21 protein-coding genes are annotated in these 26,133 nt (G+C 63.7%); 13 read left to right on the top strand and 8 right to left on the bottom strand.

Annotation, left to right across the window (positions count from 1 at the left end):
• Window positions 1-267: 267 nt before the first annotated feature.
• The 6 genes from RHIBR816_RS0115215 to RHIBR816_RS0115190 all read right to left on the bottom strand — a co-directional run bounded on the left by RHIBR816_RS0115215 (window position 268) and on the right by RHIBR816_RS0115190 (window position 10,968).
• A complete protein-coding gene (locus tag RHIBR816_RS0115215; protein WP_026187024.1) occupies window positions 268-5,718 on the bottom strand; it encodes an alpha-2-macroglobulin family protein in 5,451 nt (1,816 codons plus the stop codon).
• A 143-nt stretch (window positions 5,719-5,861) separates the two neighbouring features.
• The gene (locus RHIBR816_RS0115210) at window positions 5,862-6,599 is read right to left on the bottom strand and encodes an aspartate/glutamate racemase family protein (protein WP_018237423.1); all 738 of its coding nucleotides are present in this window, start codon (window positions 6,597-6,599) and stop codon (window positions 5,862-5,864) included.
• Between the two features lie 5 nt (window positions 6,600-6,604).
• Entirely contained in the window at window positions 6,605-7,426 is an 822-nt protein-coding gene (locus RHIBR816_RS0115205) for an ABC transporter permease (protein WP_018237422.1), read from the bottom strand.
• Between the two features lies 1 nt (window position 7,427).
• The gene (locus RHIBR816_RS0115200; protein WP_018237421.1) at window positions 7,428-8,345 is read right to left on the bottom strand and encodes an ABC transporter permease; all 918 of its coding nucleotides are present in this window, start codon (window positions 8,343-8,345) and stop codon (window positions 7,428-7,430) included.
• Between the two features lie 158 nt (window positions 8,346-8,503).
• On the bottom strand, window positions 8,504-9,802 hold the full coding sequence (locus tag RHIBR816_RS0115195) for a PotD/PotF family extracellular solute-binding protein (protein WP_018237420.1): 1,299 nt from the start codon (window positions 9,800-9,802) through the stop codon (window positions 8,504-8,506).
• Between the two features lie 77 nt (window positions 9,803-9,879).
• Window positions 9,880-10,968, bottom strand: coding sequence for an ABC transporter ATP-binding protein (locus RHIBR816_RS0115190; protein ID WP_018237419.1), 1,089 nt, complete (start codon window positions 10,966-10,968; stop codon window positions 9,880-9,882).
• 255 nt (window positions 10,969-11,223) lie between these two features.
• Between RHIBR816_RS0115190 and RHIBR816_RS0115185 the strand changes: the two genes are divergently transcribed.
• From RHIBR816_RS0115185 to RHIBR816_RS0115145, 9 genes are all read left to right on the top strand, one after another.
• Complete coding sequence (locus RHIBR816_RS0115185; RefSeq protein WP_018237418.1) at window positions 11,224-11,931, top strand: GntR family transcriptional regulator; 708 nt, start codon at window positions 11,224-11,226, stop codon at window positions 11,929-11,931.
• 128 nt (window positions 11,932-12,059) lie between these two features.
• Window positions 12,060-12,806: a DeoR family transcriptional regulator gene (locus RHIBR816_RS0115180; protein ID WP_018237417.1), complete on the top strand. Its 747-nt coding sequence runs from the start codon at window positions 12,060-12,062 to the stop codon at window positions 12,804-12,806.
• A 153-nt stretch (window positions 12,807-12,959) separates the two neighbouring features.
• On the top strand, window positions 12,960-13,973 hold the full coding sequence (gene deoC, locus RHIBR816_RS0115175; protein WP_018237416.1) for a deoxyribose-phosphate aldolase: 1,014 nt from the start codon (window positions 12,960-12,962) through the stop codon (window positions 13,971-13,973).
• 4 nt (window positions 13,974-13,977) lie between these two features.
• Window positions 13,978-16,362 (top strand): aldehyde dehydrogenase family protein, encoded by a 2,385-nt coding sequence (locus tag RHIBR816_RS0115170; protein WP_018237415.1) that lies wholly within the window; start codon window positions 13,978-13,980, stop codon window positions 16,360-16,362.
• A 138-nt stretch (window positions 16,363-16,500) separates the two neighbouring features.
• Window positions 16,501-16,956: an RbsD/FucU family protein gene (locus RHIBR816_RS0115165; RefSeq protein ID WP_018237414.1), complete on the top strand. Its 456-nt coding sequence runs from the start codon at window positions 16,501-16,503 to the stop codon at window positions 16,954-16,956.
• Window positions 16,957-16,972: 16 nt separating this feature from the next.
• On the top strand, window positions 16,973-17,401 hold the full coding sequence (locus RHIBR816_RS0115160; RefSeq protein ID WP_018237413.1) for an OsmC family protein: 429 nt from the start codon (window positions 16,973-16,975) through the stop codon (window positions 17,399-17,401).
• A gap of 21 nt (window positions 17,402-17,422) precedes the next feature.
• Complete coding sequence (locus RHIBR816_RS0115155; RefSeq protein WP_018237412.1) at window positions 17,423-18,223, top strand: arginine deiminase family protein; 801 nt, start codon at window positions 17,423-17,425, stop codon at window positions 18,221-18,223.
• Between the two features lie 163 nt (window positions 18,224-18,386).
• Window positions 18,387-18,929 (top strand): hypothetical protein, encoded by a 543-nt coding sequence (locus RHIBR816_RS0115150; RefSeq protein WP_018237411.1) that lies wholly within the window; start codon window positions 18,387-18,389, stop codon window positions 18,927-18,929.
• 285 nt (window positions 18,930-19,214) lie between these two features.
• Entirely contained in the window at window positions 19,215-19,991 is a 777-nt protein-coding gene (locus RHIBR816_RS0115145) for a sulfite exporter TauE/SafE family protein (protein WP_018237410.1), read from the top strand.
• A 9-nt stretch (window positions 19,992-20,000) separates the two neighbouring features.
• Here RHIBR816_RS0115145 and RHIBR816_RS0115140 read toward each other — a convergent pair whose 3' ends face one another.
• Both RHIBR816_RS0115140 and RHIBR816_RS0115135 read right to left on the bottom strand, forming a co-directional pair.
• Window positions 20,001-21,377, bottom strand: a complete 1,377-nt coding sequence (locus RHIBR816_RS0115140; RefSeq protein ID WP_018237409.1) for an FAD-containing oxidoreductase — start codon at window positions 21,375-21,377, stop codon at window positions 20,001-20,003.
• Window positions 21,374-21,835 (bottom strand): membrane protein, encoded by a 462-nt coding sequence (locus RHIBR816_RS0115135; protein ID WP_018237408.1) that lies wholly within the window; start codon window positions 21,833-21,835, stop codon window positions 21,374-21,376. Before RHIBR816_RS0115135 ends, RHIBR816_RS0115140 begins: the two co-directional genes overlap by 4 nt.
• A 347-nt stretch (window positions 21,836-22,182) precedes the next feature.
• On the opposite strand from RHIBR816_RS0115135, the gene RHIBR816_RS0115130 reads away from it, so the two are divergent.
• The 4 genes from RHIBR816_RS0115130 to RHIBR816_RS0115115 all read left to right on the top strand — a co-directional run bounded on the left by RHIBR816_RS0115130 (window position 22,183) and on the right by RHIBR816_RS0115115 (window position 26,037).
• A complete protein-coding gene (locus RHIBR816_RS0115130; protein WP_018237407.1) occupies window positions 22,183-23,100 on the top strand; it encodes an ABC transporter substrate-binding protein in 918 nt (305 codons plus the stop codon).
• A 65-nt stretch (window positions 23,101-23,165) separates the two neighbouring features.
• Window positions 23,166-24,365: an ABC transporter permease gene (locus tag RHIBR816_RS0115125; protein ID WP_018237406.1), complete on the top strand. Its 1,200-nt coding sequence runs from the start codon at window positions 23,166-23,168 to the stop codon at window positions 24,363-24,365.
• Complete coding sequence (locus tag RHIBR816_RS0115120; RefSeq protein ID WP_018237405.1) at window positions 24,362-25,300, top strand: ABC transporter ATP-binding protein; 939 nt, start codon at window positions 24,362-24,364, stop codon at window positions 25,298-25,300. Before RHIBR816_RS0115125 ends, RHIBR816_RS0115120 begins: the two co-directional genes overlap by 4 nt.
• Window positions 25,300-26,037, top strand: a complete 738-nt coding sequence (locus RHIBR816_RS0115115) for an ABC transporter permease (RefSeq protein ID WP_018237404.1) — start codon at window positions 25,300-25,302, stop codon at window positions 26,035-26,037. Before RHIBR816_RS0115120 ends, RHIBR816_RS0115115 begins: the two co-directional genes overlap by 1 nt.
• Window positions 26,038-26,133 lie beyond the last annotated feature (96 nt).

The raw sequence follows: 26,133 nt of genomic DNA, 5'->3' as shown, positions 1-26,133 counted from the left end.
CGGTGCTACCCCCCTCTGCCCTGCCGGGCATCTCCCCCACAGGGGGGGAGATCGGCAAGTGGTTAGCCCCCGGTCTGCAAAACGTGGCGGATTTGGTGGCGCCGCCCAAAGCTGACGAATGCGCCTGGAGCTCGTCCGCTGAGGTAGCTGCCTCGTCTATCTCCCCCCTTGTGGGGGAGATGCCCGGCAGGGCAGAGGGGGGTGATGCCGCACCTTCGCGGCTCGCTCTCATCCGTTCAAGCAACTGCCAAATGGACATCGCGCCTACTACTGTGCCGCCAGCACCTCCATGCGGCCCGTCGCCGTGCGTGCCGAGAACTGCGGCCGGTACATGTCCTCGACGCTTGCGGCCGGATGATCGTAGGTTCCGGGCGTCACCGCGCGCACGACATAGGCGAGCGTAATCTCGCGATTGTCGCCGGTCGACCGGTCGAAGGCCGCGACGAAGCGGTCGCTGCGGAACTCGGTGTGGGCGGCCTGGACCTCGCCGATCCATTCGAAATTCGAGAGTTGGGCACTGTCGACGAGGCTCGGATTGTCGATCTCGAAGCCGGCCGGGAGCAGGTCGGTGATCAGCACGCGCGACGGCCAGTCGTTGCTCTCCGTCGCCTTCAGCACGACCACGTAGCGTTCGTTCTGCCGTGCCTGGCTGACATTCGCCTCGGCGCCGTCGAGTGTGTAATAGGTTCGCTCGATGGCGAAGCCGTCGCCGCCGGCCGAGAGCGGCTGGGCGGGTGCCGCAACGGTGGTCACCACGGCGGAAACGGGGTCAGTGCCATTGTTGCGGATGACGACGGGATGCTCGATCAGCGCATCACCCGTCATCCGTGCGGCATAGCTGCCGGTGCGCTGGGCGCCGTTGACCTCGAGCTTCATATCCTCGTCGCCGTGCTGGACGGCGCGCGCGGCGAGCAGCATCCAGGCCTGTTCCTGGGTGCTGGTGTAACGGGCCTGCTCCCACTCCCTGGCGACGATCTTCGAAAGTTCCGGGATGATCGGCGGCACCGGCCGGCTTTCGGCCGCGAGCGCTAGCACCGCCGCATCGTCGCGCAGCGACGAGCCGTAGTCGGAACGGGCGAGGCTGACATTGACGAGCCCGGTCGACATGTTGACGGCGGCCGCGAAGATGTCCTGCGACCGTCCGGCATCGCCGTAGAGCCCGAGTGCTGCGGCGATGTGCGCCTTGGCAAGCGGTGTCGGGAAATCCGAAAGCAGCGTGTCGGCATAGTAGCGAAGATCGCTGATCGCGGCCTTACGGTTGCGGGCGAGCACGTAGAGCGCATAGGCGATCTCGTTGCCGCGATCCTTGACGTTCGTCTCATAGCTCAGCGCGTTCTGCAGGTTCTCGAGCGCCTGCACCATCGCCTGTTCCGGCACGTCGAACTTCTGCTCGCGGGCGCGGGTCAGGAAGTCGGTGACGTAGGCGTCGAGCCAGAGATCGCCGGAGCCGGGGCTCCACAGGCCGAAGCTCCCCGAAGAGGACTGGTAAGAAAGCACGCGGTAGATCGCCTCCTGCACCCGCTTCGCCACCTCGCCGTCTTCGGCAAGCCCGGATTGTTTGGAGAGCTCGCTGAGATAGAGCAGCGGCAGGGCGCGGCTCGTCGTCTGTTCGGCGCAGCCATAGGGATAGCGGTCGAGCGACATCAGCAGCGCCGGGATGTCGAAAGCGGCCGAGCGGGTGACGTTGAGGCTGACCGAGGCACCCTGCAGCAGGCTGTCGGCGAGCAATTGATCGTCGACGGTCAGGCTGCTGCCGGCGGCGATGCTAACGACCTGGCGCTCGGTGACCGGCAGTGCGGCCGGGCGGACCGGGATGTTGACCGCCTGCTCCAGCGACAGGCCGGCGGCGTTCGAAAGCGTGACGGTGACGAGCCCGCTGCCCGGATATTGGCCGGTGAGCGGCAGCGTCACGGCCGATTTGCCACCGGCTTCGAGTTGCACGGTTTGCGAAGGACCGGTCTGTTCGACGGTCACCGGGCCGTTGGTGGTCACCTGCAACTGATAGTCGCCGGCCGGTCCGTCCGTGTTGGCGATATCGAGCCTGAGATCGGCCCGGTCTGCGGGCGCCAGGAACTTCGGCAGGCTGGCGGTGACGACGATCGGGTCGCGGATGACGACGTCCTTCACCGCATCGCCGACGCCGGACTTCGTCCAGGCGACCGCCATGACGCGGGCCGTGCCGTTGAACTGCGGGATGTCGAAGCGCACATGCGCCGTGCCTTCGGCGTCGAGCTTCACCGGCCCGGAGAAGAAGGCAACCAGCTTCTCGGTCGGAGGGCTGCCCTGCAGCGGCATCTGCCCGCCGTCGCCGCCCGTGCGCAGCCGTCCGGTCGCGCCGAGCGAGCCATCGATGAGCCGGCCGTAGAGATCGCGGATTTCGAGACCGAGCCGCCTTTGGCCGAAATACCAGCCGTCCGGGTCGGGCGCCTCATAGCGCGTCAGGTTCAGGATGCCGACATCGACGGCGGCGACCGTGACATAGGCGTCCTCGTTCGCGCCGGCGCCGCGTACCTGGAGGTTGATCTCGAGGGGTTGGCGCGGCTGAGTCTTCTCGGGAGCGTCGAGACTGACTGCAAGCTTGCGATCGGCCGGATCGACGGCGAGCCACTTGATGCCGATCGCCCGCATCGGCATGCGGCTTTCCTGAGCCTCGCCGGGGCGATAGAGCGTCGCAGTCACATAGGCGCCGGCACCCCAATCGGCGGTCACCGGCAGCTCCACTTCGCCGCCCGTCTCGGCGATCGTTGCGGTCTTCGTCGCAATCAGGTTTTCCGTGCCGACGGTCACCAGCAATTCGCCCGCGAAACGGGGCGAGACCTTGAGCTTCGCCGTCTCGCCGACCGCGTAATTCTCCTTGTCGAGGGCGATCTCGAGTCCATCCGGCGTTTCCGTCGACGTGGCCTCGACATACCAGCCGGCATCGAACTCGACGCTGGAGGTCGGGCCATCGGCGGCCGCGGTCTCGATTTCCAGACGATAGCGGCCCCAGCCGACCGGCACGGCGACGGACGCACCGTCCTCGGTCACGTCGACAGTCCCGTTCGCTACCTGTTTCGTCGAGATGACCGGCTCGTATTTCCAGGCGCTGCCGTCGCGATACCACTGGTAGTTCCGCTCGACGCTGATCAGCTTCCAAAAGAGGCCGGGCATCGAGACTTTTGCACCATTGGCGTCGATGGCGATGACATGGAACTTGCCGACGGAGTTCTCGGCAAGGTCGCCGGGAAATTCCGGCTTGATGCCGATCATCGGCCCGTCCGGCTGGACGGGCAGCGTCAACGCGCGCTCGACGGCGCGGCCGCCGGCCTCGCGCATACGCACAGTGACCGTGGCATCGAGCAATTGCGTCGTCGCCGGCACCTCGCCGAGATCGACGGCAAAAACGGCCTTTCCGTCCTGATCGAGCGGTTCGAGCCCTTCGAGCGGCACGCGGGTATCTTCGCTTGCTTCCTCATCGGCGAGGCCGAAGAAATAGCCCTTGAAGGCTTCGCTCTCACGCGTCGGCTTGACCGCAACGTCGCCTTCGAGTGTCAGGCCCGCGGCCGGCGCCCCGTAGAGAAAGCGACCGTCGACGGCGACCTCAATCGGCGTGCCGACTTCGATGGTCTTTGCCTCGCTCGTCAGGTCGAATTCGGTGCGGTCGGGTACGAAGTCATCGACGAGGAACTGCTTCTCGCCGATCGCCGAGCCCTTGGGGTCTGTGAAGATCTGCATCGTCCAGGTGCCGCGCATCGCATTTTCCGGAACGGGCAGATCGAGCGTATGGCCGCCGAGCTTGCCGCCATTGCTGATCATACGGCGGTCCTCGACCCCATCCGGGCGCAGGAAGACAAAGGTGAGCGGCAGGTTCTCGATCGCCTGGCCATTGACGTCGCGGGCAAGGGCTGCGGCATGTACCGTCTCGCCGGTCCGGTAGATGCCCCGCTCCGTCCAGGCGTAGATGTCGATCGCGCCGGGTGCGGCGCGGCCGGTGACGCCGCGGTCGGAAAGATCGAAGCCGGCGCGCGTCATATCGAGGAAGACGTAATCATCCTCGCCTTTCCTGGCCGAGATGACGGCCGGCATCATGCTCGCCGTGCCGCGGATCAACCCGGCGGCGAAGATCGCTCTGCCTTCCGCGTCGGTCGTGGCGGTGCCGAGCACTTCATTGTTCTTGGCAACCAGCTGCAGTTCGACGTCGGCCAGCGGCTTGGCGCTGGCAAGCGAACGCGCGAAGACGGAGAGCCCATCGGTTCCGGCATAGGTCGAGATACCGATATCGGAGACGACGAACCATTGCGTGGCGCGCGCGTCCCAATCCTGGCTGAGGGCGGTCGCGGACGCCGCCGTCAGCACATAGACGCCGGGTTTGCGCTTCGGCAGCGCCTCGTCGACCGGGAAGCTCGTCACGACTTCCTTGTTGAGTTCGGTCCTGATGTCGATGCTGCCTTGCCAGACGAGCTCGCCGCTCTCGGCCTCGATGCGCTCGGCACTATAGCCGTCAAGCTGGGTGAGGAACTGCGAGCTCGTCAGCAGCGACGAGATGCTGCGGTCGCCGATGCGATAGAGCTTGAGATTGGCGCTTTCCGTATTGACCGAGACGATCGGGATGCCGCGCCGTGCGGTCGACGGCAGCACGAAGCTGTCGCCGGTGAAGCGCACCATCGGCGCGCGGTCTTTGACATAGATGTCGAGGCTGACCGGCGTCTCGATGACTTCGTCGACGGAGGAGGGCAGTCCCTGCCGCAGCACGAGCTTGTAGCGCTGGCCATGCGCCAGGCCTTCGACGCAGATCTCGCTGCCCTTGGCCTCGACCGCCTTCGGGGCAACGCCGTCGAGCGTCACGAAGGAGGCGTAATCGGGGCCGTTCTTCAACAGCTGCTCGGAGAACTGAACGCAGGCGCGCGGGCTTGCGCCATCCGCATCGATCGTGTTGCCAGTGACGCGAAAACCCTGGCGCGCCTTGAGGTCGAGATAGGCCGTTTCCACGGTCTTTGCCTGCACGAGCTCAAGGCTTGCCTTGTAGGCGCTGAGGGCGGCGCGATAGTTCTGCAGGTTGTCGAGCGCCTGGGCGAGAACGGCGAGTGCATCGGCGCGGCTCTGGGCGGTCCTCGTCAGTTGATAGCCGTTGAGCGCGGCAAGGGCCGCCTCGCTCGCCAGATCCGTGCCGCCGCTGAACCGGTTGGCCGTTCTGGCGGTCTCCAGCCACAAATTGCCGTCTTCCGGGGTGATCGCCAGCGCGCCGCGCAATGCCTTGAGCGCGGCGACGAAGTTGCCGGCTGTCAACTGACGACGCGCCGCTTCGATCAACCCGTTGACGCCGAAACCCATTTGATCATCGGCCAAGGCGAGCCCGGCCTTGACGTCGCGCGCCTGCTGCAAGAGGTCATCCGAGACGAAGGAGAGGCGAGGGGGTGCGCCGAGATCCGGCTCGCCGGTGACGGTCTCGACGACCTTCCCGGCAATGGCCCCCTTGAATGTGTTCAGTTGATTGAAATCCGATTTCAGGAAGCACCACTTCACCTTTGGATTGTAGGTGAAGGCCTTGCAGGCGCCGTCGGCAATGCAGGCGCTATGGCACTCGTCGAGCGAGACATTCTGCTCGGTGCGCAGGTCGAAGCCGAAATAGTCGGCATCGCTGGTAATCTCGATCTTGCGCTCGGGTTCGGCCGCGGTAACCGGCGTAACAAGGGGAAGAAGCGTGAAGAGAAGAGTGGAAAGGGCGAGAAACGCGCGCATCGACATAGTCCTCCCAACGCTGCCCGCTTCGAGTGTGCATCACTCTTTCAACCTTCGAAGAGCGTTGTCAACCGAGCATTAAGGGAGCAACTGCGGCGACGCCACCTTTCCCGCTGCAACCAGAGGGATCCGTTAGGCGCAGATCAGGCAGATGCTGGCGCGAAGGCGCTCATCAGGCCCGTATAGGGCTTCGGGAGGGGGGAGGCATAGGAGCCGCGCTTGCTGGTCGAAAGTCCCTGCGCCACCAGCGCTTCGGCCTGCTTGACCGCCGCCGAGACGCCGTCGATGACGGGTACGCCATAATCGCGTTGCAGAGACTGCGCAAGGTCCGCCATGCCGGCGCAACCGAGCACGATCGCCTCCGCGCCGTCTTCCTCGAGCGCCCGCTCGACCTGTCGCTTGAGCCTGACGAGCGCGCCGGAGGCCTTGTCCTCCAGTTCGAGGACCGGGATATCGGCGGCGCGGACCTTCGCCCGATCGCCCATCCCGTAGTGCCTGATCAAGTTTTCGATAAGGACGCGTGAGCGCTCGAGCGTCGTGACGACGGTGAAGCGCTGCGCAAGCAGAGCGGCGGTCATCACCGCGGATTCACAGAGCCCGACGACCGGGATATCGGCGAGCGCTCGCGCAGCCTCCAGGCCCGTATCGTCGAAGCAGGCGATGATCGCGGCATCCGCTCCCGCCGCTTCTCCCGCGCGGATTTCTGCAAGCAGGCCGGGCACGGCGATCGCTCCGTCGTAGTGCCCTTCGATCGAGGCAGGTCCGCCCTTCGACGTGGCCGCGATGATTTCGGTGCCGTGAGCAGCGACCGCTCGCGCAGCCTGTGCGGCCTTTTCGGTCATCGAGACGGTGGTGTTCGGATTGACAATCAGAATGCGCATGGATGTCAGCTTATCCTTGCCGGCCGGCGCCTCAGCATCAGAATGATGGCAAGCGCCACGAGGATGATGGTGAAGGAGAACAGCGTCGTCACCGTGCCGAGCGCGTAAAGCACCGGCGTCGTCACATTGGTGGTCATGCCGTAGATTTCGAGCGGCAGCGTGTTGTAGCTGCCGGAGGTCATCAGCGTGCGGGCGAACTCGTCATAGGAGAGGGTAAAGCCGAACAGGCCGACGCCGATCAGGCTGGGCGCGATCATCGGTAGCACCACGTGGCGGAAGGTCTGCCATGGCGTTGCGCCGAGATCGCGCGCGGCCTCCTCGTAGGCGGGCGAGAAGCGGTTGAACACCGCGAACATGATCAGCACACCGAAGGGCAGCGTCCAGGTGAGATGCGCGCCGAAGCCGGATGAGTACCAGGCGGGCTTCAATCCGAACTGCTGGAAGACGACGCCGATCCCGAGCGAGATGATGATCGACGGCACCACGAGGCTTGCGACGGTCACGTAGAACAGCGCCGTCGAGCCGCGGAAACGATAGCGGAAGGCAAGGCCGGCAAGCAGCGCGACGACGACGTTGACCACCACGACCATCAGCCCCAGCGTGAAGGAACGCCGAAACGAGGCGCCGAAATCGCCGACCGCCTGCTTCTCGAAGAGATTGTAGAACCAGTGCAACGAGACACCGTTCAGCGGGAAGGTGAGGCCGCCGTCAGGTCCCTGGAAGGAGAGGATCAGGACCGCCGACAGCGGGCCATAGAGGAACAGCACGAACAGCGCGAAGAAGGCTGCGAGCACATAGAATTCCTTGCCGCGTCTTTCGTGGTTCATGTCAGAGCTCCTTGCGAATATCGACGACACTGAGGATCGCCGCGACCATCAGCAGCACCACGATGAGCAGCACGACAGCATTGGCGGCCGCCGCCGGGTATTGCAGCAGCGACATCTGGTTCTTCATCATCAACGCGACCGACGCGCTCTGGCCGCCCGACATGACTTGAACGGTCGAGAAGTCGGCCATGACCAGTGTCACGACGAAGATCGAGCCGATCGCCATGCCGGGCTTCGCCAAGGGCAGGATGACATTCCAGAGCACCTGCCAGCCGGTCGCGCCACAATCGCGCGCCGCCTCGATCAGCGAGCGGTCGATGCGTATCAGCGTATTGAAGATCGGCGTCACCATGAACAGCGTGTTGAGATGCACCATGGCGAGCACGACGGCGAAATCGGAATAGAGCAGCCATTCGATCGGCTGGGGTATGATGCCGAGTTGGACCAGCGTGGAGTTGACGAGGCCGTTGCGGCCAAGGACCGGGATCCAGGAGATCATCCGGATGATGTTGGAGGTGAGGAAAGGCACGGTGCAGACGAGGAAGAGCACCATCTGCATCGTCGTCGTGCGGATGTGAAAGGCGAGGAAATAGGCGACCCAGAAGCCGATGACGAGCGTCAGTGCCCAGGTGATCGCCGTGAACTTCAGCGTATTGAGATAGGTCTTCCAGGTGACCCAGGAGCCGAGCGTATCGGCATAGTTCATCGCCAGGAAATCCGGGTAGAGCCCGGCGAAATCGTAGTCCCAGAAGCTGACGACAATGATGGTGAGGATCGGCAGGATGAAGAAGAAGCCGAGGATCAGGAGAAGGGGTGTGGCCTGGAGATAGGCGACCAGCGAGCGCGGGGGCAACCGGAGGCCGCCGCTTCGCGCGCGCCCGCTCGTCTCATTTGGTTCTGTGGAAGCGATCGTCGCCATCTGCCATCCTGACCGACATTGTGGAAACTTCTATGGGGAGGAGCCGGAAGACCCCTCCCCAACCCTCCCCACAAGGGGGAGGGAGCTTTTGTGCGCGCCCTCTCCGGACCCCCTCCCCCTTGTGGGGAGGGTTGGGGAGGGGAATGAGGTAGCGTAGCTTAAGCCGCGATGAATTCGTTCCAGCGGCGCACCATGTAGCGGTCCTCGTCCATCACCGAGTTCCAGCAGGCGACCTTGCCCATGCGTTCCTCGAACGAGCCACCGTCGCGGACTGCTCCGGCCTTTTCCATCACCTTGCCTTCCGGAGAGAGGATATCGCCCTTGGCGGGCTTGCCCTCGACCCAGAAGCCCCATTCATCCTCGGACATGTGGGTCTTCGCGGTTTCCATGGCGGCCGAATAATAACCCTGGCGGTTGAGATAGGCGCCGACCCAGCCGGAGAGATACCAGTTGATGTATTCGTAAGCCGCGTCGAGCTGTGCGCCCTCAAGATGCGCGGCAAGGCCGAGGCCGCCGCCCCAGGCGCGATAGCCTTCCTTCAGCGGCTGGTACTTGCAGGCAATGCCCTTCGAACGCACGGCGGCAACGGCCGGCGACCACATCGACTGGATGACGACCTCGCCGGAGGCCATGAGGTTGACGCTCTCGTCGAAGGACTTCCAGAAGGCGCGGAACTGGCCATCCTGCTTGGCCTTGATGAGGAAATCGATCGTCTGGTCGATCTCGTCCGTCGTCATGTTGCCCTTGTCGGCATATTTGATGTTGCCCATGGCCTCCATGATCATTGCGGCGTCCATGATGCCGATCGACGGGATGTTGAGGATCGCCGCTTTGCCCTTGAAGGCAGGATCCATGATGTCGGCCCAAGTGGTGATCTCGCGGCCGACGAGATCCGGGCGAATGCCGAGCGTGTCGGCGTTGTAGATGGTGGGGATGAGCGTCATCCACTGCGTCGGCTCCTTGGCGAAGGTTTTGGAATCTTGCGCCTCGACGAAGCCGACGGTGTGCGGCGCCGTGCCCTGGGCGACCACGCTGTCGGGTTTCAGCTTGCCGTCGATGAAGAGCGGCACGATCTTGTCGTAATACTTGATCTTGCTGACATCCATCGGCTGCATGACGCCGCTCGGGAAGACCTTCTTGGCAATCCAGTATTCGATGTCGGCGATGTCGTAAGAATCCGGCTGGGTGACGGCCCGCTGGGCGGCGGCGTCGGAGTCGGTCGCGGTCATTTCGAGCGTGATGCCGAGGTCTTCCTTGCACTTCTCGGCGATCGCGTTGATGTTCGAGACACCGGTGCCGAACTGGCGAAGCGTGATCGGGTTCTGCGCCCAGATGGTCGGGAAGCCGGTGATGGCGCCGGAGCCCGCGATGGCGCCGACCGCGGCGGCACCGGTCTTCAAGAGCGAGCGCCGCGAGATGCCCTTCGCCGGCGAGGCAGTCTTCGTTTCAGTGGTCATGCTGTCGTTCCCCTTTTTGGTGGTGCTTGATTGACGGTTTTTTGCAGGATCGGGCGGATGGTTGCTTCTGGCCCCGTTCAGGCTGAAAGACGGCCGAGAGGGATCACGTCCTCGAGGGCCCAACTGAGCGACACCGCGTCGCCGACCGATACCGGTCTCCTGAAGTAGTCGGCATCGGAGACGACCACTGTGAAGTCGTCGCTGCCGGCGCCGATCACAGTGATCTTCACGGACGCGCCGCGATATTCGACATTCGAGACGACACCCTGGAAGCCGAGCGACCTTTCGGATGCCGGCTCGAGGCGCACCCGGTCGGTGCGGATGCCGATGTCGATCGGCTTTCCGACTTCCTGCGCGATGTCGCGGACCGTAAACGTCTGGCCTTCGGGCGCAGTGAGCGTGACGATATCGTTGTCGATCGCGGCTACACGGCCGGAAAGTACGTTGTGGTCACCCATGAAGCGGGCGACGAAGGCGGTTGCGGGCTTTTCGAAGACGGTCCGAGGTGGCGCCGCCTGCTCGATGCGGCCGTTGTTCATGATGACGACGAGGTCGGCGAGCGCCATCGCCTCTTCCTGGCTGTGCGTCACATGGACGAAGGTGATGCCGAGTGTCTTCTGCAGCTTCTTGAGCTCGGCGCGCATGCGGATCTTCAGGAAGGGATCGAGCGCGGAAAGCGGTTCATCGAGCAGCAGCGCTTCCGGATCGGTGATCAGCGCCCGGGCGAGCGCCACGCGCTGTTGCTGGCCGCCGGAAAGCTGCGTCGGCCGGCGCGCCGCATAGGCCCCCATTTGCATGAGGGTCAACATTTCCAGCCCCTTCGCCCGGCGCTCGTCCTTCTCGACGCCCTTCATCTTCAGGCTGAAGGCGACGTTGTCGACAAGGTCGAGGTGCGGAAACAGGGCGTAGGACTGGAACATCATCGCGGTGCCCCGCTTGGCTGGCGGGAAATCGGTCACCACGACATTGCCGAGGCGGATATCGCCGGAGGAGATGCTTTCGTGGCCGGCTATCATCCTGAGCGTCGACGTCTTGCCGCAGCCCGAGGGCCCGAGGAAGCAGCAGTAGCTGCCGGCCGGAATCTTCAGGCTGATGGCATGGACTGCGGTCGTCGTGCCATACACCTTGGAAACGGAAGCGATATCGATCTCTGCTGCTTTGGACATGCCGCTTTCTCCTTGCGACAGGAGCGAAGCATCAAGCGTGCCAGTTTTCTAAGGGCCTGATTCCGTGGCGAAGTTTCTCAGGCGCCGCCGATCCAGTGGCAAACCGACCGGATTGGTTGCACATTTAATAGGCGTTTGTTGCCAAAAATTGCCTATTATCGTATACAATTAAAAGGACTGGTTGCGTGCAATTAATGATTAACTTCGAGCATTTCGCGCGCTACAGTATCGGCTCTGTCCCGGATTCCCTGTTCTATGACCTCAGCCAATCCTGCCCCGGCGGACAACGCCATCGATATCGGCGCCCATATCCGTGACGCGATCCGCGAAGCGATCGTCGAGCGGCGGCTGGCGCCCGGTACGAAGCTTTCCGAAAACGACGTCGGCAGCCTGTTCAATGTCAGCCGCACTTTGGTTCGCGCCGCCCTTCAAGCCCTCTCCTATGAAGGGCTGGTCAATGTCGAGAAGAATCGTGGCGCCTTTGTCGCCTATCCGTCCGTGACCGAGGCGCAGCAGATCTTCGCGACGCGTCGCCTGCTGGAGCCGGTCATACTCCGCGAGGCGGCGCCCCATATCGGCAAAGCGCAGATCAAGGAACTCAGAGAGTTGCTTGCGGAGGAGGAGCGGCTGACGAACCAGCGCGGCGCGCCGGCCCGCCGTGCCGAGATCAAGGCCTCCGGCGATTTTCACCTTGCCGTCGCCGCCATCAGCGGTAATGCCATTCTCATGCGTTTCATGGACGAGCTCGTTGCCCGCTCTTCGCTCGTGATCGCGCTTTACGGGCAATCGGTGATCTCGAGCTGTGGTCACAACGAACATCAGCAGATCGTCGATGCCCTGGAAAAGAAGGATGTCGAAGGAGCCTGCACGCTGATGCTGCGGCACATCGATCACATCGAGGCGGACCTCGACCTCCGACTGACGAAAAAGGGCGGCGGCTTGCGAGACGCATTTCATGTGTAAGCGCCGCAGGTTCCTGCTGAGCTTGCCGAGACGCCTGATTTTGTGATATTTCTAACAAAACTTGTTGGGCTGCAGGTCGTCGCTCGCGGGGGCGCAGGCTGACCTGGGACGCAGACTCGGGATGGGCCATGGCCAGTCGCAAGACCACACGGATTATCGCCTTGGCCAATGCGCTTTCGGCGCGTCGCGTGCTGCATCTGAGAGACGCGGCCGCTTTCCTGGGCGTTTCGGAAATGACCGTTCGCCGCGACGTTGCCGACAATCCGGACCTGTTCGGATATCTCGGCGGGCATATCGTGCCTGCGGCCGATATCGAGGCCGACGTCCCTTATGACCTCGCGCTCGCGGCCGACAGTCATGCGACGGCGAAGCGCGAGGCTTGCATTCATGCTGCCCGGCACATCCGTCCCGACGACACGATCTTCATTGATTGTGGCACGACGCTTGAGTATCTCGTTGATGTGATACCGGAAAATTATTCAATCACGGCGGTATGTTACTCCCTCAACGTGGCCGACCGGCTGACGCGCAAGCCAAATGCGCGGATCGTCATGCTTGGCGGTGTCTACTACCCGTCATCGGCGTCGTTCTCGGGCAATTCAGGTCTCGAGACGCTCGATCATCTAGGCATCAACGTCGCCTTCGTTTCGGCCGCCGGCGTCGACCCCGCCCGCGGCGCGACATGCGTTCACTTTCACGAAGTGCCGGTCAAGCAGAAGGTGATTTCACTCGCCCGCGAAAACTACCTCGTGGTGGACAGGAGCAAGATCGGCAAGTTGAAACCGGCATTTTTCGCGCCACTCACCGCATTCCGGGCGGTGATTACCGAAGACGGTGAGGCATCGCTTTCGGCGCTTGAGGCGCTGGCGGGATAAATATGATAGTCTCGCGACTTCGTCCGGCGTCGTCGCTTGACACTCACCGGTCTTGATGGAATGATAACAAAAATCCGATAGAAAAATAACAATCCACTGGGGCTGCTCTGCAGGCTGCCCGGTCCCGGCAGGGAGAAATCGAGGAGTAGTCGCTTGGAAGACCTTGCTCTCAAGGCGGTGTCGGCGATTTCTGCCAAGCCCGCTGGCGCCGGTCATAACTGGCCGCGCAACGACGGCGTCGATCTCGACCTTTCCTGGGTGTTCGACCAGCGCGTCAATCTTTCCGCGGCCGAGAGGCGCGTCGCAACACTACCGGGTCGCCGGACGGTCAAAAAGGATGCGCAGGCCGCCTGGCTCTTGAAGGCGGTCACCTGCATCGACCTTACGACGCTCAACGGCGACGACACGACGGAACGCGTGAAGCGTCTCTGCGCCAAGGCGCGCCAGCCGGTGCGCCAGGACCTTCTCGATGCGCTCGGCATGGGCGATCGCGAAATCACGACCGGCGCGGTCTGCGTCTATCACCGTTTCGTGTCGACGGCGGTGGAGGCGCTTCAGGGTTCCGGAATTCCGGTGGCCGCGGTTTCCACGGGCTTTCCGGCTGGCCTCGTGCCGCATGATGTCAAGCTCAAGGAAATCGAGGCCTCGGTCGCCGACGGCGCAAAGGAAATCGACATCGTCATCACCCGCGAACATGTGCTGACGGGCAACTGGCAGGCGCTCTATGACGAGATGCGTGATTTCCGCGAGGCCTGCGGCGATGCGCATGTCAAGGCGATCCTCGCGACCGGCGACCTCAAGACGCTGCGCAACGTCGCCCGCGCCTCGCTCATCTGCATGATGGCCGGTGCCGATTTCATCAAGACTTCGACCGGCAAGGAGGGTGTGAACGCGACGCTGCTCGTGACCCTTATCATGCTCAGGATGATCCGCGCCTATCAGGAGCGCACGGGCATCAAGGTCGGCTACAAGCCCGCCGGCGGAATCTCCGCGGCCAAGGATGTGCTGAACTACCAGTTCCTCATGAAGGAAGAGCTCGGCCGCGAATGGCTCGAGCCGGATCTCTTCCGCGTCGGGGCATCGAGCCTGTTGGCAGACATCGAGCGCCAGCTCGAGCACCATGTCAGCGGCGCCTACTCGGCCCTCAACAGACACCCGATTGGATAATCCGATGAGCGTCGCCAGGTTTTTCGACGAAATGTCATACGGCCCTGCACCCGAGGGCGACACCGAAGCCCGGGCCTGGCTCGCCCGCCACAAGGGGGAGCTCGGCCACTTCATCAACGGCCGCTTCGCCGCTTCCGCGTCGGGCAAGACATTCGACAGTTTCGAGCCGGCGACCGGCGCGCTGCTGGCGAAGATCGCGCTCGGCGGTCGTGAGGACGTCAACGCGGCGGTCGCCGCCGCCCGCAAGGCGCAAGGCCCCTGGGCGAAGCTCTCCGGCCACGCCCGGGCCCGGCATCTCTATGCGCTGGCGCGAATGATCCAGCGTCACGCCCGGCTGATCGCCGTGGTCGAGGCGCTCGACAACGGCAAGCCGATCCGCGAGACGCGCGACATCGACATTCCGCTTGCCGCCCGCCACTTCTACCACCACGCCGGCTGGGCGCAGCTGCAGGAAACGGAATTCGCCGATCAGGTGCCGGTCGGCGTCGTCGGCCAGGTCATTCCCTGGAACTTCCCCTTCCTGATGCTCGCCTGGAAAGTGGCACCGGCACTGGCGCTCGGCAACACGGTCATTCTGAAGCCGGCGGAGTTCACGCCGCTGACGGCGCTGCTCTTCGCCGAGCTTGCCTCTGCTGCCGGCCTGCCGCCGGGCGTGCTGAACGTCGTCACCGGCGAGGGCGAGACCGGTGCGCTGATCGTCGAGCACGACGACATCGACAAGATCGCCTTTACCGGCTCGACCGAGGTCGGCCGCCTGATCCGCGAAAAGACCGCGGGCACCGGCAAGTCGCTGACGCTGGAACTCGGCGGCAAGTCGCCCTTCATCGTTTTCGACGACGCCGATATCGACGGCGCGGTGGAAGGCGTTGTGGACGCGATCTGGTTCAATCAAGGCCAGGTCTGCTGCGCCGGCTCGCGGGTGCTTGTTCAGGAGGGCGTGGCACACTTGTTTTACGAACGCCTGAAGCGGCGCATGGGGACGCTTAGGGTCGGCCATCCGCTCGACAAGGCGATCGACATGGCGGCGATCGTCGCGCCGGTGCAGTTGCAGCGGATCGAAAACCTCGTCAGCCAGGGCGTTACCGAAGGGGCCGCGCTTTACCAGCCGCAGATCGAGCTGCCCAAGGGCGGCAGCTTCTATCCGCCGACGCTGCTCACCGCTGTCCAGCCGACCTCGGTCGTCGCCACGGAGGAAATCTTCGGCCCGGTCGCCGTATCGATGACCTTCCGCACGCCGGAAGAGGCGGTCCAGCTTGCCAATCACAGCCGCTACGGCCTTGCCGCCAGCGTCTGGAGCGAGACGATCGGGCTCGCCCTGCATGTCGCCGCCAAGCTTGCGGCGGGCGTTGTCTGGGTCAATGCCACCAATCTCTTCGACGCCTCGAGCGGCTTCGGCGGAAAGCGCGAATCCGGCTTTGGCCGCGAAGGCGGCAAGGAGGGGTGCTACGAATATCTGAAGCCCAAGGCCTGGCTCGGCCGGAAACTCCGCGCCGAATCCGCTCTGCCGGCCGTGAGGCCGGCCGCTGGCGATTTCGCTCTGCCAACGCTCGACCGCACGGCTAAGCTCTTCATCGGCGGCAAGCAGGCGCGGCCGGATGGCAACTATTCGCGCCCGATCCTGTCGCCGAAGGGCAAGGTCATCGGCGAGGTCGGCGAGGGCAACCGCAAGGATATCCGCAACGCGGTCGTCGCGGCACAGGCGGCCTCGGCCTGGTCTTCGGCGACGACGCATAACCGCGCCCAGATCCTCTATTATATTGCCGAGAACCTCGCCGGTCGGGCGGCGGAATTTGCCGATCGCATCGCCGCCATGACCGGCGCCTCGGCGGCCAATGCGAAGGCCGAGGTCGAGGCCTCGATCGCCCGTCTCTTCAGCTATGGCGCCTGGGCGGACAAATATGAGGGCGTCGTGCATCAGCCGCCCTTGCGCGGCGTGGCGCTCGCGATGCCGGAGCCGCAGGGCGTCGTCGGGGTGATCTGCCCGCCGGAGGCGCCGCTGCTCGGCTTCGTCAGCCTCGTCGCGCCACTGATCGCCGTCGGCAATCGCGTCGTTAGTATCCCGAGCGAGCCGCATCCGCTTGCCGCCACGGATTTCTATTCCGTCCTCGAAACCTCCGACGTTCCGGCCGGTGTCGTCAATATCGTCACCGGATCGGCGATCGAACTTGCCAAGACTCTGGCAGCCCACAACGACGTCGACGCGCTCTGGGCCTTCGGATCGCTGGAACTGTCGACGCTCGTCGAGAAGCTGTCGGTCGGCAATCTGAAGCGAACCTTCGTCGACTACGGCAAGGCGGTCGACTGGTCGGACCGTTCGGCAGCCGAAGGGCAGCCGTTCCTGCGGCGCGCCGTCGACGTCAAGAACATCTGGATCCCCTACGGCGAGTAGGGGGCCGATGCCCGTCCCGTTCGCGGGAACGCCTCGGAGGCGTGGAGAAACCGAACATCCTGTTGACGACCGACCCCGGAAAAGGCCTGATGCGACCCAATGCGCCGCAGGTCCCGCCGGCGTTTGAGGAGAACAGGCATGCTCAAGAATATCGACCCGGCTCTCAATGCGGATGTGCTGCATGCACTCCGATCGATGGGACACGCCGACACGCTCGTGATTTCGGACACCAATTTCCCATCGGATGCGATCGCTCGGCAGACGACGCTCGGCAAGTTGCTCCACATCGACAATGTTTCGGCCGCGCGCGCGGTGAGGGCCGTGCTCTCCGTTCTGCCGCTCGACACGCCGCTGCAGCCGTCGGTCGGCCGCATGGAAGTGATGGGTGCCCCCGACGAGGTTCCAACCGTCCAGCGCGAGGTGCAGGCCGAGATCGATCGCGCCGAGGGCAAGCCGGCGCCGATGTATGGCATCGAGCGTTTCGCCTTTTACGAGCAGGCGAAGAAGGCCTATTGCGTCATCACGACCGGCGAGACGCGCTTCTACGGCTGTTTCATCCTGACCAAGGGCGTCATTCCGCCGGAAACGGCGTGAACGCAGAGGATCGGCAATGGCCGAGCTCAGAGTGAAGTCAAGGGAAACCGGCGCGACGGCGACCGTCGGGCGAACGGGTTTCCCGCATGTGACTTCTGTCACAGGCGGTACGCTCGACATCGTCACCAGCCCGTCGCAGGCTGGTTTCGGCCCGCTCGACCTTCTCTACGCCTCGCTTGCCAGCTGCCTGGTGCTCAGCGCGCGGATCGCTGCAAGCCGCTTCGGCGTACTCGACAGGCTTGTCGAAGTCTCCGCCAAGGTGACTGGCGAAAAGGCGCATGACGAACCATCACGGGTGGCGCGCTTCGATGTCGAATTCGTCATCCGCGGCGATATCGATGACGTGGTGCGCCACGCAATCGCCGAAGCGGCGGAAGAGGAAATCTGCACGGTCAGCAATACGCTCTGCGGCAATCCGGAATTCGTCAGCCGGGTCACCGGATAACTGAGAGGGGAAAGTTTCTCGATGACATCGCGTCCGGTCTATCACTTCAATTCGATCATCGCCCGGGAGCCGGCGCGTTCCGTTGTCGACGGCTTGCGGGCGCAGGACCGCGGCAGCCCGAGCTATGTGGGCGTCAAGGCCGAACACGACGCCTATCTGGCGGCGATGCGCGCGGCCGGCGTCGAGACGACGGTGCTGCCGCCGCTGGAGACCTTCCCGGATTCGATCTTCGTCGAAGACCCGGCGCTGGTCTTTACCGAGGGCGCGATCGTTCTGCGTCCGGGCGCCGCCACGCGTGTTCGGGAAGCCGAAGAGATGGTGCCGACGCTCCGCGACCTGTTCGACACGGTTCTCGATCTGTCGGCGGGCTACGCCGATGGCGGCGACGTTCTCACGACCCAGGAAAGCGTGATGATCGGTCTTTCTGCCCGCACCGACAGGGCGGGCGCCGAGGCGTTGCAGGCTTGCTTGGACAAGCTTGGCCGCAAGAGCGAGATTGTCGAAACGCCGGAGGGCGTCCTCCACTTCAAGACCGATTGCTCGCTGCTCGACGAGGAAACGGTGCTCTCCACCAGCCGCCTGGCGCGCTCGGGCGTCTTTGAGAAATTCCGGCAGATGCTCATTCCGGAAGGCGAGGAAGCGGCCGCCAATGCACTTCGCGTCAACGAGGTGGTGATGGTCGGCGCCGATTTTCCACGCACGATCGAGATGCTCGACAAGGCCGGTTATAGGGTCGTTGCCTTGAAGACGACCGAGATCGGAAAGATCGACGCCGGGCTTTCCTGCATGTCGCTGCGATGGTTCAGCCGGGGAAAAGGTTGATGAACGCGCGCCACTCGGGTGACGAGCGTTGCCGGCGCGGCCAGCCCTGCTGAATTGTCCGGCTTGGTCCGTTCTGCTATCATTTTAGCGGTCGCTAATGCGGCTGGGCACAGCCGCGGGCCGATAGCATGAAAAACCATGAACACGATCCGGGAGAACGGCCATGAAACGGCTTCTGACGGCTGCTGCCATTTTGGCGGCGAGCAGTTTGGTCGCAGGGCAGGGTGCAGCCGCCGACGACGCTGCGCTGATCAAGAGCGCCGAATCCGCAGCACCCGCGGCGGTCGCAAGCGGCGCTGCCATCCATGCCATGGATGAGAAGGGCACGATGCGCACCTTGAGGGAGGGCACGAACGGCTTTTGGTGCATGCCGGACAACCCGGTCACGCCCGGCCCCGACCCGATGTGCGGCGATGCCAATGCAATGGAATGGGCGATGGCCTGGATCGGCAAGAAGGAGCCGCCCAAGGGCAAGGTGGGCTTCATGTACATGCTTGCCGGCGGCACCGACGCGAGCAACACCGATCCCTACGCGACGAAACCCGAAGAGGGCAACAACTGGGTACAGACCGGCCCGCATGTCATGATCGTGAACGCGGCTGACATGATGCAAGGCTATCCGACGGATCCCAAGCCCGACACCTCCAAGCCCTATGTCATGTGGGCGGGCACTCCCTATGCCCACCTGATGATCCCCGTGAAGTAGCGATAGTGAGAACGGCGCGGGCGCGAACATGCGCCCGCAAATGGTGGCCCAGACAGCCAGTTGCTTGCGTTTTCGTCTGAACGGCCCACTCGCCACGCCGCGATCCCTGCAGTATTGAAGAACACGCCCGGATTGAGCCGTACTCGCGGAACAAGCCGGACGCATGCTCCGTTTATTTGCGAGCCCAAGGGCACCATGAACGCAGTTCCGTCGAGCGATAAGCCTCCGTGTCGGTGCACACGCGAGGCTTCGCTATATAAAACGAATCCTGTTGCGGAGCCTCCCATGGAAGACTTCCTACTGTTCGCGGCGGTCGGGTTTCTGGCTCAGGCGGTCGATGGTGCACTTGGAATGGCCTATGGCGTGATCTCCTCGACGGTGCTCCTCGCCTTCGGCGTGCCGCCGGCGCAAGCCTCGGCATCGGCCCATGCCGCGGAACTGTTCACCACCGCCGCATCCGGCTCGGCCCATCTCTATCACCGCAATATCGACTGGAAACTGTTCCGACGGCTCGTGCCCTTTGGCATCGGCGGAGGCATCATCGGCGCTTTCGTGCTTACCTCGTTCGATGGAGACCAGGCCAAGCCATTCGTCACGGCCTATCTCGCCATTGTCGGGAGCTGGCTGCTCTATCGGTCGTTTCATCGAATTCCGACGAACCCGGTCAAAATGCGAATCGTCGCGCCGCTCGGCGCAACTGCCGGCTTCCTCGATGCGGCGGGCGGCGGTGGCTGGGGCCCCGTCGCCACGACCGGCCTGCTCGGCGCCGGCGGACAACCGCGCTTCGTCATCGGCACCGTCAATGCGAGCGAATTCCTGATTGCGCTTTCGGTGTCGCTGAGCTTCCTTGCCACGATCGTCACCGGCCACTGGGAGGAAGCGGGCGATTTCCGCGACTATCTGGCATCGGTTGGCGGGCTGATCGCGGGCGGCGTCCTGGCGGCGCCGCTGGCCGGTTGGATGGTCAAGGCGCTGAAGGAGAAGACGCTCCTGCGGCTTGTCGGAATTCTGATCACCCTTTTGGCCGGCTACCAGACCCTCGAGCTGACTGGGGTGCTCTGAATCCGTGCACTATTTGGCAGGCGAGAGATCGCCGAACACGGTGGGGATCAGTTCCGACACGGTCGGGTGGATATGCATGGCGCGGCTGATCGTCGTATAGGGCCGCTTCGCATACATCACGTCGAGGATGCTCTGGATGGCCTCGTCGCCGCCCGTTCCAAGGATCGAGGCGCCGAGGATTTCCTTCGTGTCGGCGTCGACGATCACCTTCATGAAGCCTTGCGTTTCGCCCTTCTCGACGGCACGGCCGACGCGCGTCATCGGCCTTGTACCGATCATCAGCTTGCGGCCGCTCTTGCGCGCCTCGGTTTCGGTCATGCCGGCGCGGCCAAGCGGCGGATCTATATAGAGCGCGTAGGTCTGGATGCGGTCGCTGACCCGGCGCGGGTCGTTGTCGATGAGGTTTGCGGCGATGATCTCGAAATCGTTATAGGACGTATGGGTGAAGGCGCCGCGGCCGTTGCAGTCGCCCATCGCGAAGATATGCGGCACGTTGGTGCGCAGCATGTCGTCTACCTCGACATAGCCGCGCGCATCGGTCTTCACGCCGGCCTTGCCGAGCCCGAGATCGTCCGTGTTGGGCCGGCGGCCGGTCGCGAGCAGGACATCGGAGCCGACGACTTCCGGGGCGCCCGAGGTGCAATCCACGCCGGCGGCGATGCCGTCGGGATGCGGGGCGAAGCGGATGCATTCGGCATTGAGGCGAATGCGGATCCCCTCATTTTCGAGGATGGCGCGGATCGCGTCCGAGACGTCCGGGTCCTCGCGCGCGATCAGGCGAGGGCCTTTTTCGATGACGGTGACCTCGGAGCCGAAGCGACGGAACATCTGGGCAAATTCGAGCCCGATATAGCTGCCGCCGACGATAACCAGATGCCTGGGCAGATGGTCGAGCGCCATGATCGAGCTGTTGGTGAGATAGGGAACCTCGTTGATACCGGGAAAATCCGGGATCGCCGCGCGCCCGCCCACATTGAGAAATATCTGTCCGCCCGAAAGCAGTTCGTCGCCGACGCGAATGTCGGTCGGGCTTTCGAAGCGCGCATGGCCGGAGAGCACCGTGCAGTTCTTCATGCCCTTCAGCCAGGACTCGATGCCCCCACGGGCATCCAACGTCACCTTCTCCTTGCGCGCCATCACGCGGGCGAAATCGACGGAAACGGGGCCGGTCGTCATGCCGTATTCGGCGCCGCGCCGTGCCGTGTGGATGGCGTAGGCGCTCGCGACCATGGCCTTGGTCGGCATGCAGCCGGTATTGACGCAGGTGCCGCCGAAGAGATTGCGCTCGACGAGTGCTACCGATTTGCCGGCTTCCGTCAGCCGTCCGGCGAGCGACGGGCCAGCCTGGCCGGCGCCGATGATGATCGCGTCGAAATGCCTGGTCATGAGGACACCACCCACAATGCGAGAAGAATAGCGACAAGATCTTCGAGAAGAGCGATCGGCAGGTCCTTGCCGCCGATCATCGCGACGAGGCGCTTGCGTGCTTCATAGCCGCCAAGGGTGCCGATGATCGCACCGATCATTCCGGCAACTGCGCCGCCGATCAAGGAGCCGCTGGCCGTGCCAATCACCGCGCCGCAGAAACCGCCGCTGACGATGCGGGCGCCGAATTGCTGCGGAACCTTGCGGCTCGGTGTGCTCGGGAGTTGGTCGGTGACGTATTCGACCAGCGCCAGAAGCCCGAAGACATAGGGCGTGAATCGGTAGCCCATGAACGCTGCCCAGCTATTGGCGACGGGCAGCCAGCCGGCCGCGGCGGCGATGCTGACGGCTGCCGGTGCGGTCATCGCCCGCAGGCCAGCGACGACCCCGAACAGAAACGCAAGAACATAGACGGACATCAAATCCCCCGAGCTGGTTTTAAAGGCTGCGCGGGCGGCTACAGCAGTAGGCCGTTGGCTAGTTTCAGCCGCCTCGGGTCATGCTCGCATACAAAAATGGAATAAGGCCGATCGATCTAGGGTCCTGAGGGCTGAGGCTTCAATGGCGGACCTCGGGAGACAGTGACCGACATTGATGCGGATTGCAACCTGACAAGACGTACTGCGGCCCCGACATTCCGAAGTTCAACTCCAGGTCCTGTTGCGCGCTGCTCTATTCTTTGCCGAACCCTGACATATATGGATGGTTTGACCGGACGCTGCGGGGAACCCGTGACGAACGACGGGACCAATCGAGGGAGAAAATCATGCGCCTGACCCTGATGAAGACATTGATCGGCACTGCTCTGGCCGTTGCGCTGACCTCCGCGGCAGCCAAGGCCGACGTCGTGGTTTCCTCCAAGATCGACACGGAGGGCGGCGTTCTCGGCAACATCATTCTCGCGGTACTGAATGCCAACGACATCAAGACCACGGACCGGGTCCAACTCGGTGCCACGCCCGTCGTGCGAAAAGCGATCACGGCCGGCGAGATCGATGTCTATCCGGAATATACCGGCAACGCCGCCTTCTTCTTCGAAAAGGCTGACGATCCCACCTGGAAGGATGCCGGCAAGGCCTATGAGTTGGCAAAGAAGCTCGACTACGATGCCAACAAGATCGTCTGGCTGACGCCTTCGCCGGCCAACAACACCTGGGCGATCGCGCTGCGCAAGGAGGTGGCCGAGAAGAATAGCCTCAAGACGCTTTCCGACTTCGGCAAATATGTCAGCGACGGCGGCGAGGTCATCCTGGCGGCATCGTCCGAATTCGTGAACTCGGCGGCGGCATTGCCCGCGTTCCAGACCGCCTATTCCTTCACGCTGAAGCCGGAGCAACTGATCACGTTGTCGGGCGGCGATACGGCCGCCACCATCGCCGCCGCCGCCAACCAGACGAACGGCGCCAACGCCGCGATGGTCTACGGCACCGACGGCGGCATCGCGCCGTCCGGTCTCGTCGTTCTCGAGGACGACAAGAACGTGCAGCCGGTCTATCAGCCGACGCCGATCATCCGCGAAGCCGTGCTGAAGGAGAATCCGAATATCGAGGCGCTTCTGAAGCCCGTCTTCGAAAAGCTCGATCTCGTCACCCTGCAGGAGTTGAACGGCCGGGTGCAGGTGGGTGGCGAGCCGGCGAAAGCGGTCGCCGAGGACTTCTTGAAGAAGAACGGCTTCCTTAAGTAGCTGAAAAAAGCGTTGTCCGGCGCCTGTCGGGCAACGCCTCAATCGTGCGTCGAGCGGAACATTTCATGGCGATCGGTGTCATCCGAGAAACAGAGCGCAGGACCTTTCTTTTCGATAAGCTCGGCGTGATCATTGCGGCTCTCGCGGTCTATGGCGCATTTCTGGCTCCTTTTGCGACGTTCCGGGCAAACCGCATCGTGCAGGGCGAGGGAAAGGCGGTCCTCGAGGCCTTGCCGCCATCGCTGGGCTACGGGCTTCTAGCACTCGTGACGTTCGGCGCCGTCGTAGCGCTTTTGAAGACATCCGTTCTCGTCCGTATGGTGGCGGCCTTTGCGGTTCTCGTCGCGCTCTGCTTTCTGATCGGCAGCGCTGCCGGCAGCCTGACGCCGGCGGATAATGCCTATGCACGCGTCTCGCCGGCCGCCGGCTTCTGGATTCTCGTCTTCGCCTTCGCGCTCCTGGTTGCCGATGCCTTGACGCGGCTCACCCCCGGTCCCGGCCTCAGGCTTCTTTTCCTCGCCGGGGCCCTGGCGCTCATCGGCGGAATGCTGGCGACGGGACGTTGGGACGGGCTGTCGATCCTCAAGGAATATGCAAACCGGGCCGACACGTTCTGGGCCGAAGCCGGCCGCCACCTGACGCTGGCGCTCGGATCGCTTGCCGCCGCAGCGGTCGTCGGACTGCCGCTCGGCATTCTCTGCCATCGGGTCGACCGCCTGCGGGCAGCGGTCTTGAACGTCTTGAACGCCGTCCAGACGATCCCTTCGATTGCTCTCTTCGGCATTCTGATCGGGCCGCTCGGCTGGATTGCGACCCATGTTCCGGGCGCTCATGCAATCGGCGTGCGCGGCATCGGCGTCGCTCCGGCCTTCGTTGCGCTTTTTCTCTACTCGCTGCTGCCCGTGGTCGCCAACACGGTCGTCGGGCTCGCCGGCGTACCGCGCGCCGCCAACGATGCCGCACGCGGCCTCGGCATGACCGAAGGGCAGCGGCTCGTCCGCGTCGAGTTTCCCTTGGCCTTTCCGGTCATCCTTACGGGCATCCGCATCGTGCTCGTCCAGAACATCGGCCTTGCCACGATCGCTGCCCTCATAGGTGGCGGCGGCTTCGGCGTCTTCGTCTTCCAGGGGATCGGCCAGACGGCCATGGATCTCGTGCTGCTCGGTGCGGTTCCGACGGTCGTGCTCGCCTTCACGGCGGCGATCGTGCTTGACGGGCTGATCGAAGTGACGGGTCCGAAGCACAGTCGGGGTAAGGCGGCATGATCGAATTCGACTGCGTCACCAAGCGTTATGACGAAACCGAGGTGGTCAGCGACGTCTCGTTGACCGTGATGCCGCATACGATCACTGTCATCGTCGGGACATCGGGCTCCGGCAAGACGACGCTCATCCGAATGGTCAACCGTCTGGTCGAGCCGACCTCCGGGATGATCAGGATCGACGGCGAGGACAATCGCTCCGTGCCCGAATTCGAGCTGCGTCGCCGGATCGGCTATGCGATCCAGGGCCATGGTCTCTTCCCGCATCGCACTGTCGCCGAGAACATTGCCACCGTGCCGACGCTGCTCGGCTGGGAGAAGCCGCGGATAAAGGCGAAGGTCGAGGAGCTGCTGACGCTGTTCCAGCTCGATCCGGATTTTTTCGGGCCGCGCTATCCGCACGAGCTCTCCGGCGGCCAGCAGCAGCGGGTCGGCGTCGCGCGGGCGCTTGCGGCGGAACCGAACCTGCTTTTGATGGACGAACCCTTTGGCGCCCTCGATCCGATCATCCGCGCCAAGGCGCAGGACGATCTCATCGCCATTCAGAAGCATTTCGGCACGACGATCATCCTCGTCACCCACGATATGGAGGAGGCGTTTCATCTCGCCGACAAGATCGCCGTCATGGACAAGGGCGAGGTCCTGCAATACGCGGCGCCCGCGGAAATGCTGGTGCGGCCGGCGACGCCCTTCGTCGAGGAACTGATCGGCGCCACGGAAAGACCGTTCCGCCTGCTTGCCATCGAGACGGCCGGCGATGCGGTCGAGCCCGGCACGGCTGAAGGCACGGCGATTCCGGAAACCTTGAGCCAGCGCGAGGCGCTTTCCGAACTCCTGTGGTCGGGGCGGTCCGCATTGCCGGTCACGGCGGTGAACGGCGCCGTCATCGGCAAGGTCAGCCTTGATGGCCTGGTGAAACGCGCCGCGAGGCCGCGGTGATGCCATCGCTTCCCACTCTCTTGCGGCTGACGGTATTCGTGCTGTTGCTCGCCTTTCTGCTTCAACCCGGCTGGTTCGAACCGCTGCTCAACCCTCTGGTGCAGGAGAACGCCCCGGCGGTCTACAATCGAGGCAGCCTTTTGTGGCTGACGCTCCTCCATCTTCGAACCGTGCTCGTCGCGACCTTTGCCGCGACCGTCGTTGCCGTGTCGCTGGCGATCCTCGTGACGCGGGACGCCGGCGCCGAATTCTTGCCGCTGTCGCGCAGTCTCGTGAATATCGGTCAGACCTTCCCGCCGGTGGCGGTGCTGGCGCTCGCAGTCCCGATCTTCGGCTTCGGCGAAAAACCGACGCTGATTGCGCTTTTTCTCTACGGGTTGTTGCCGATCTTCGAAAATGCCCTGACCGGACTGACGACACTACCACCGGCTGTGATCGAGGCTGCGCGCGGCGCCGGCATGACCGAACGCCAAAGGCTTGTCCAGATCGAACTTCCTTTGGCCTTGCCGGTGATCCTGACCGGCATCAGGCTTTCCGTCGTGATCAGCCTTGCGACGGCAACGATCGGCTCGACAGTTGCGGCGAAGACGCTCGGCGAGGTCATTATCGCCGGGCTGCAGTCGAACAATCTCGCCTTTGTCCTGCAGGGCGGGCTCATCGTCGCAGCGCTCGCGGTGCTCATTCATGACGCGCTTCAAGCTTTGGAGCGTGCCCTCGCGGGCCGCACCCGCGCCTAGAGCCTCGTCGACCTCGAAGAGCGGACTGCGGCGGCGAACGTCATGCCTGAAGCGCCGTGAAAATGAATTTCACAATCTCTTCGAATATTCGAATTT

Origin of the sequence: Ensifer sp. BR816 (assembly GCF_000378985.1) — a bacterium.
Taxonomy (GTDB): domain Bacteria; phylum Pseudomonadota; class Alphaproteobacteria; order Rhizobiales; family Rhizobiaceae; genus Sinorhizobium.
The sequence above is the reverse complement of the archived record's forward strand: the minus strand, read 5'-3'. Positions and strand labels throughout refer to the sequence as shown.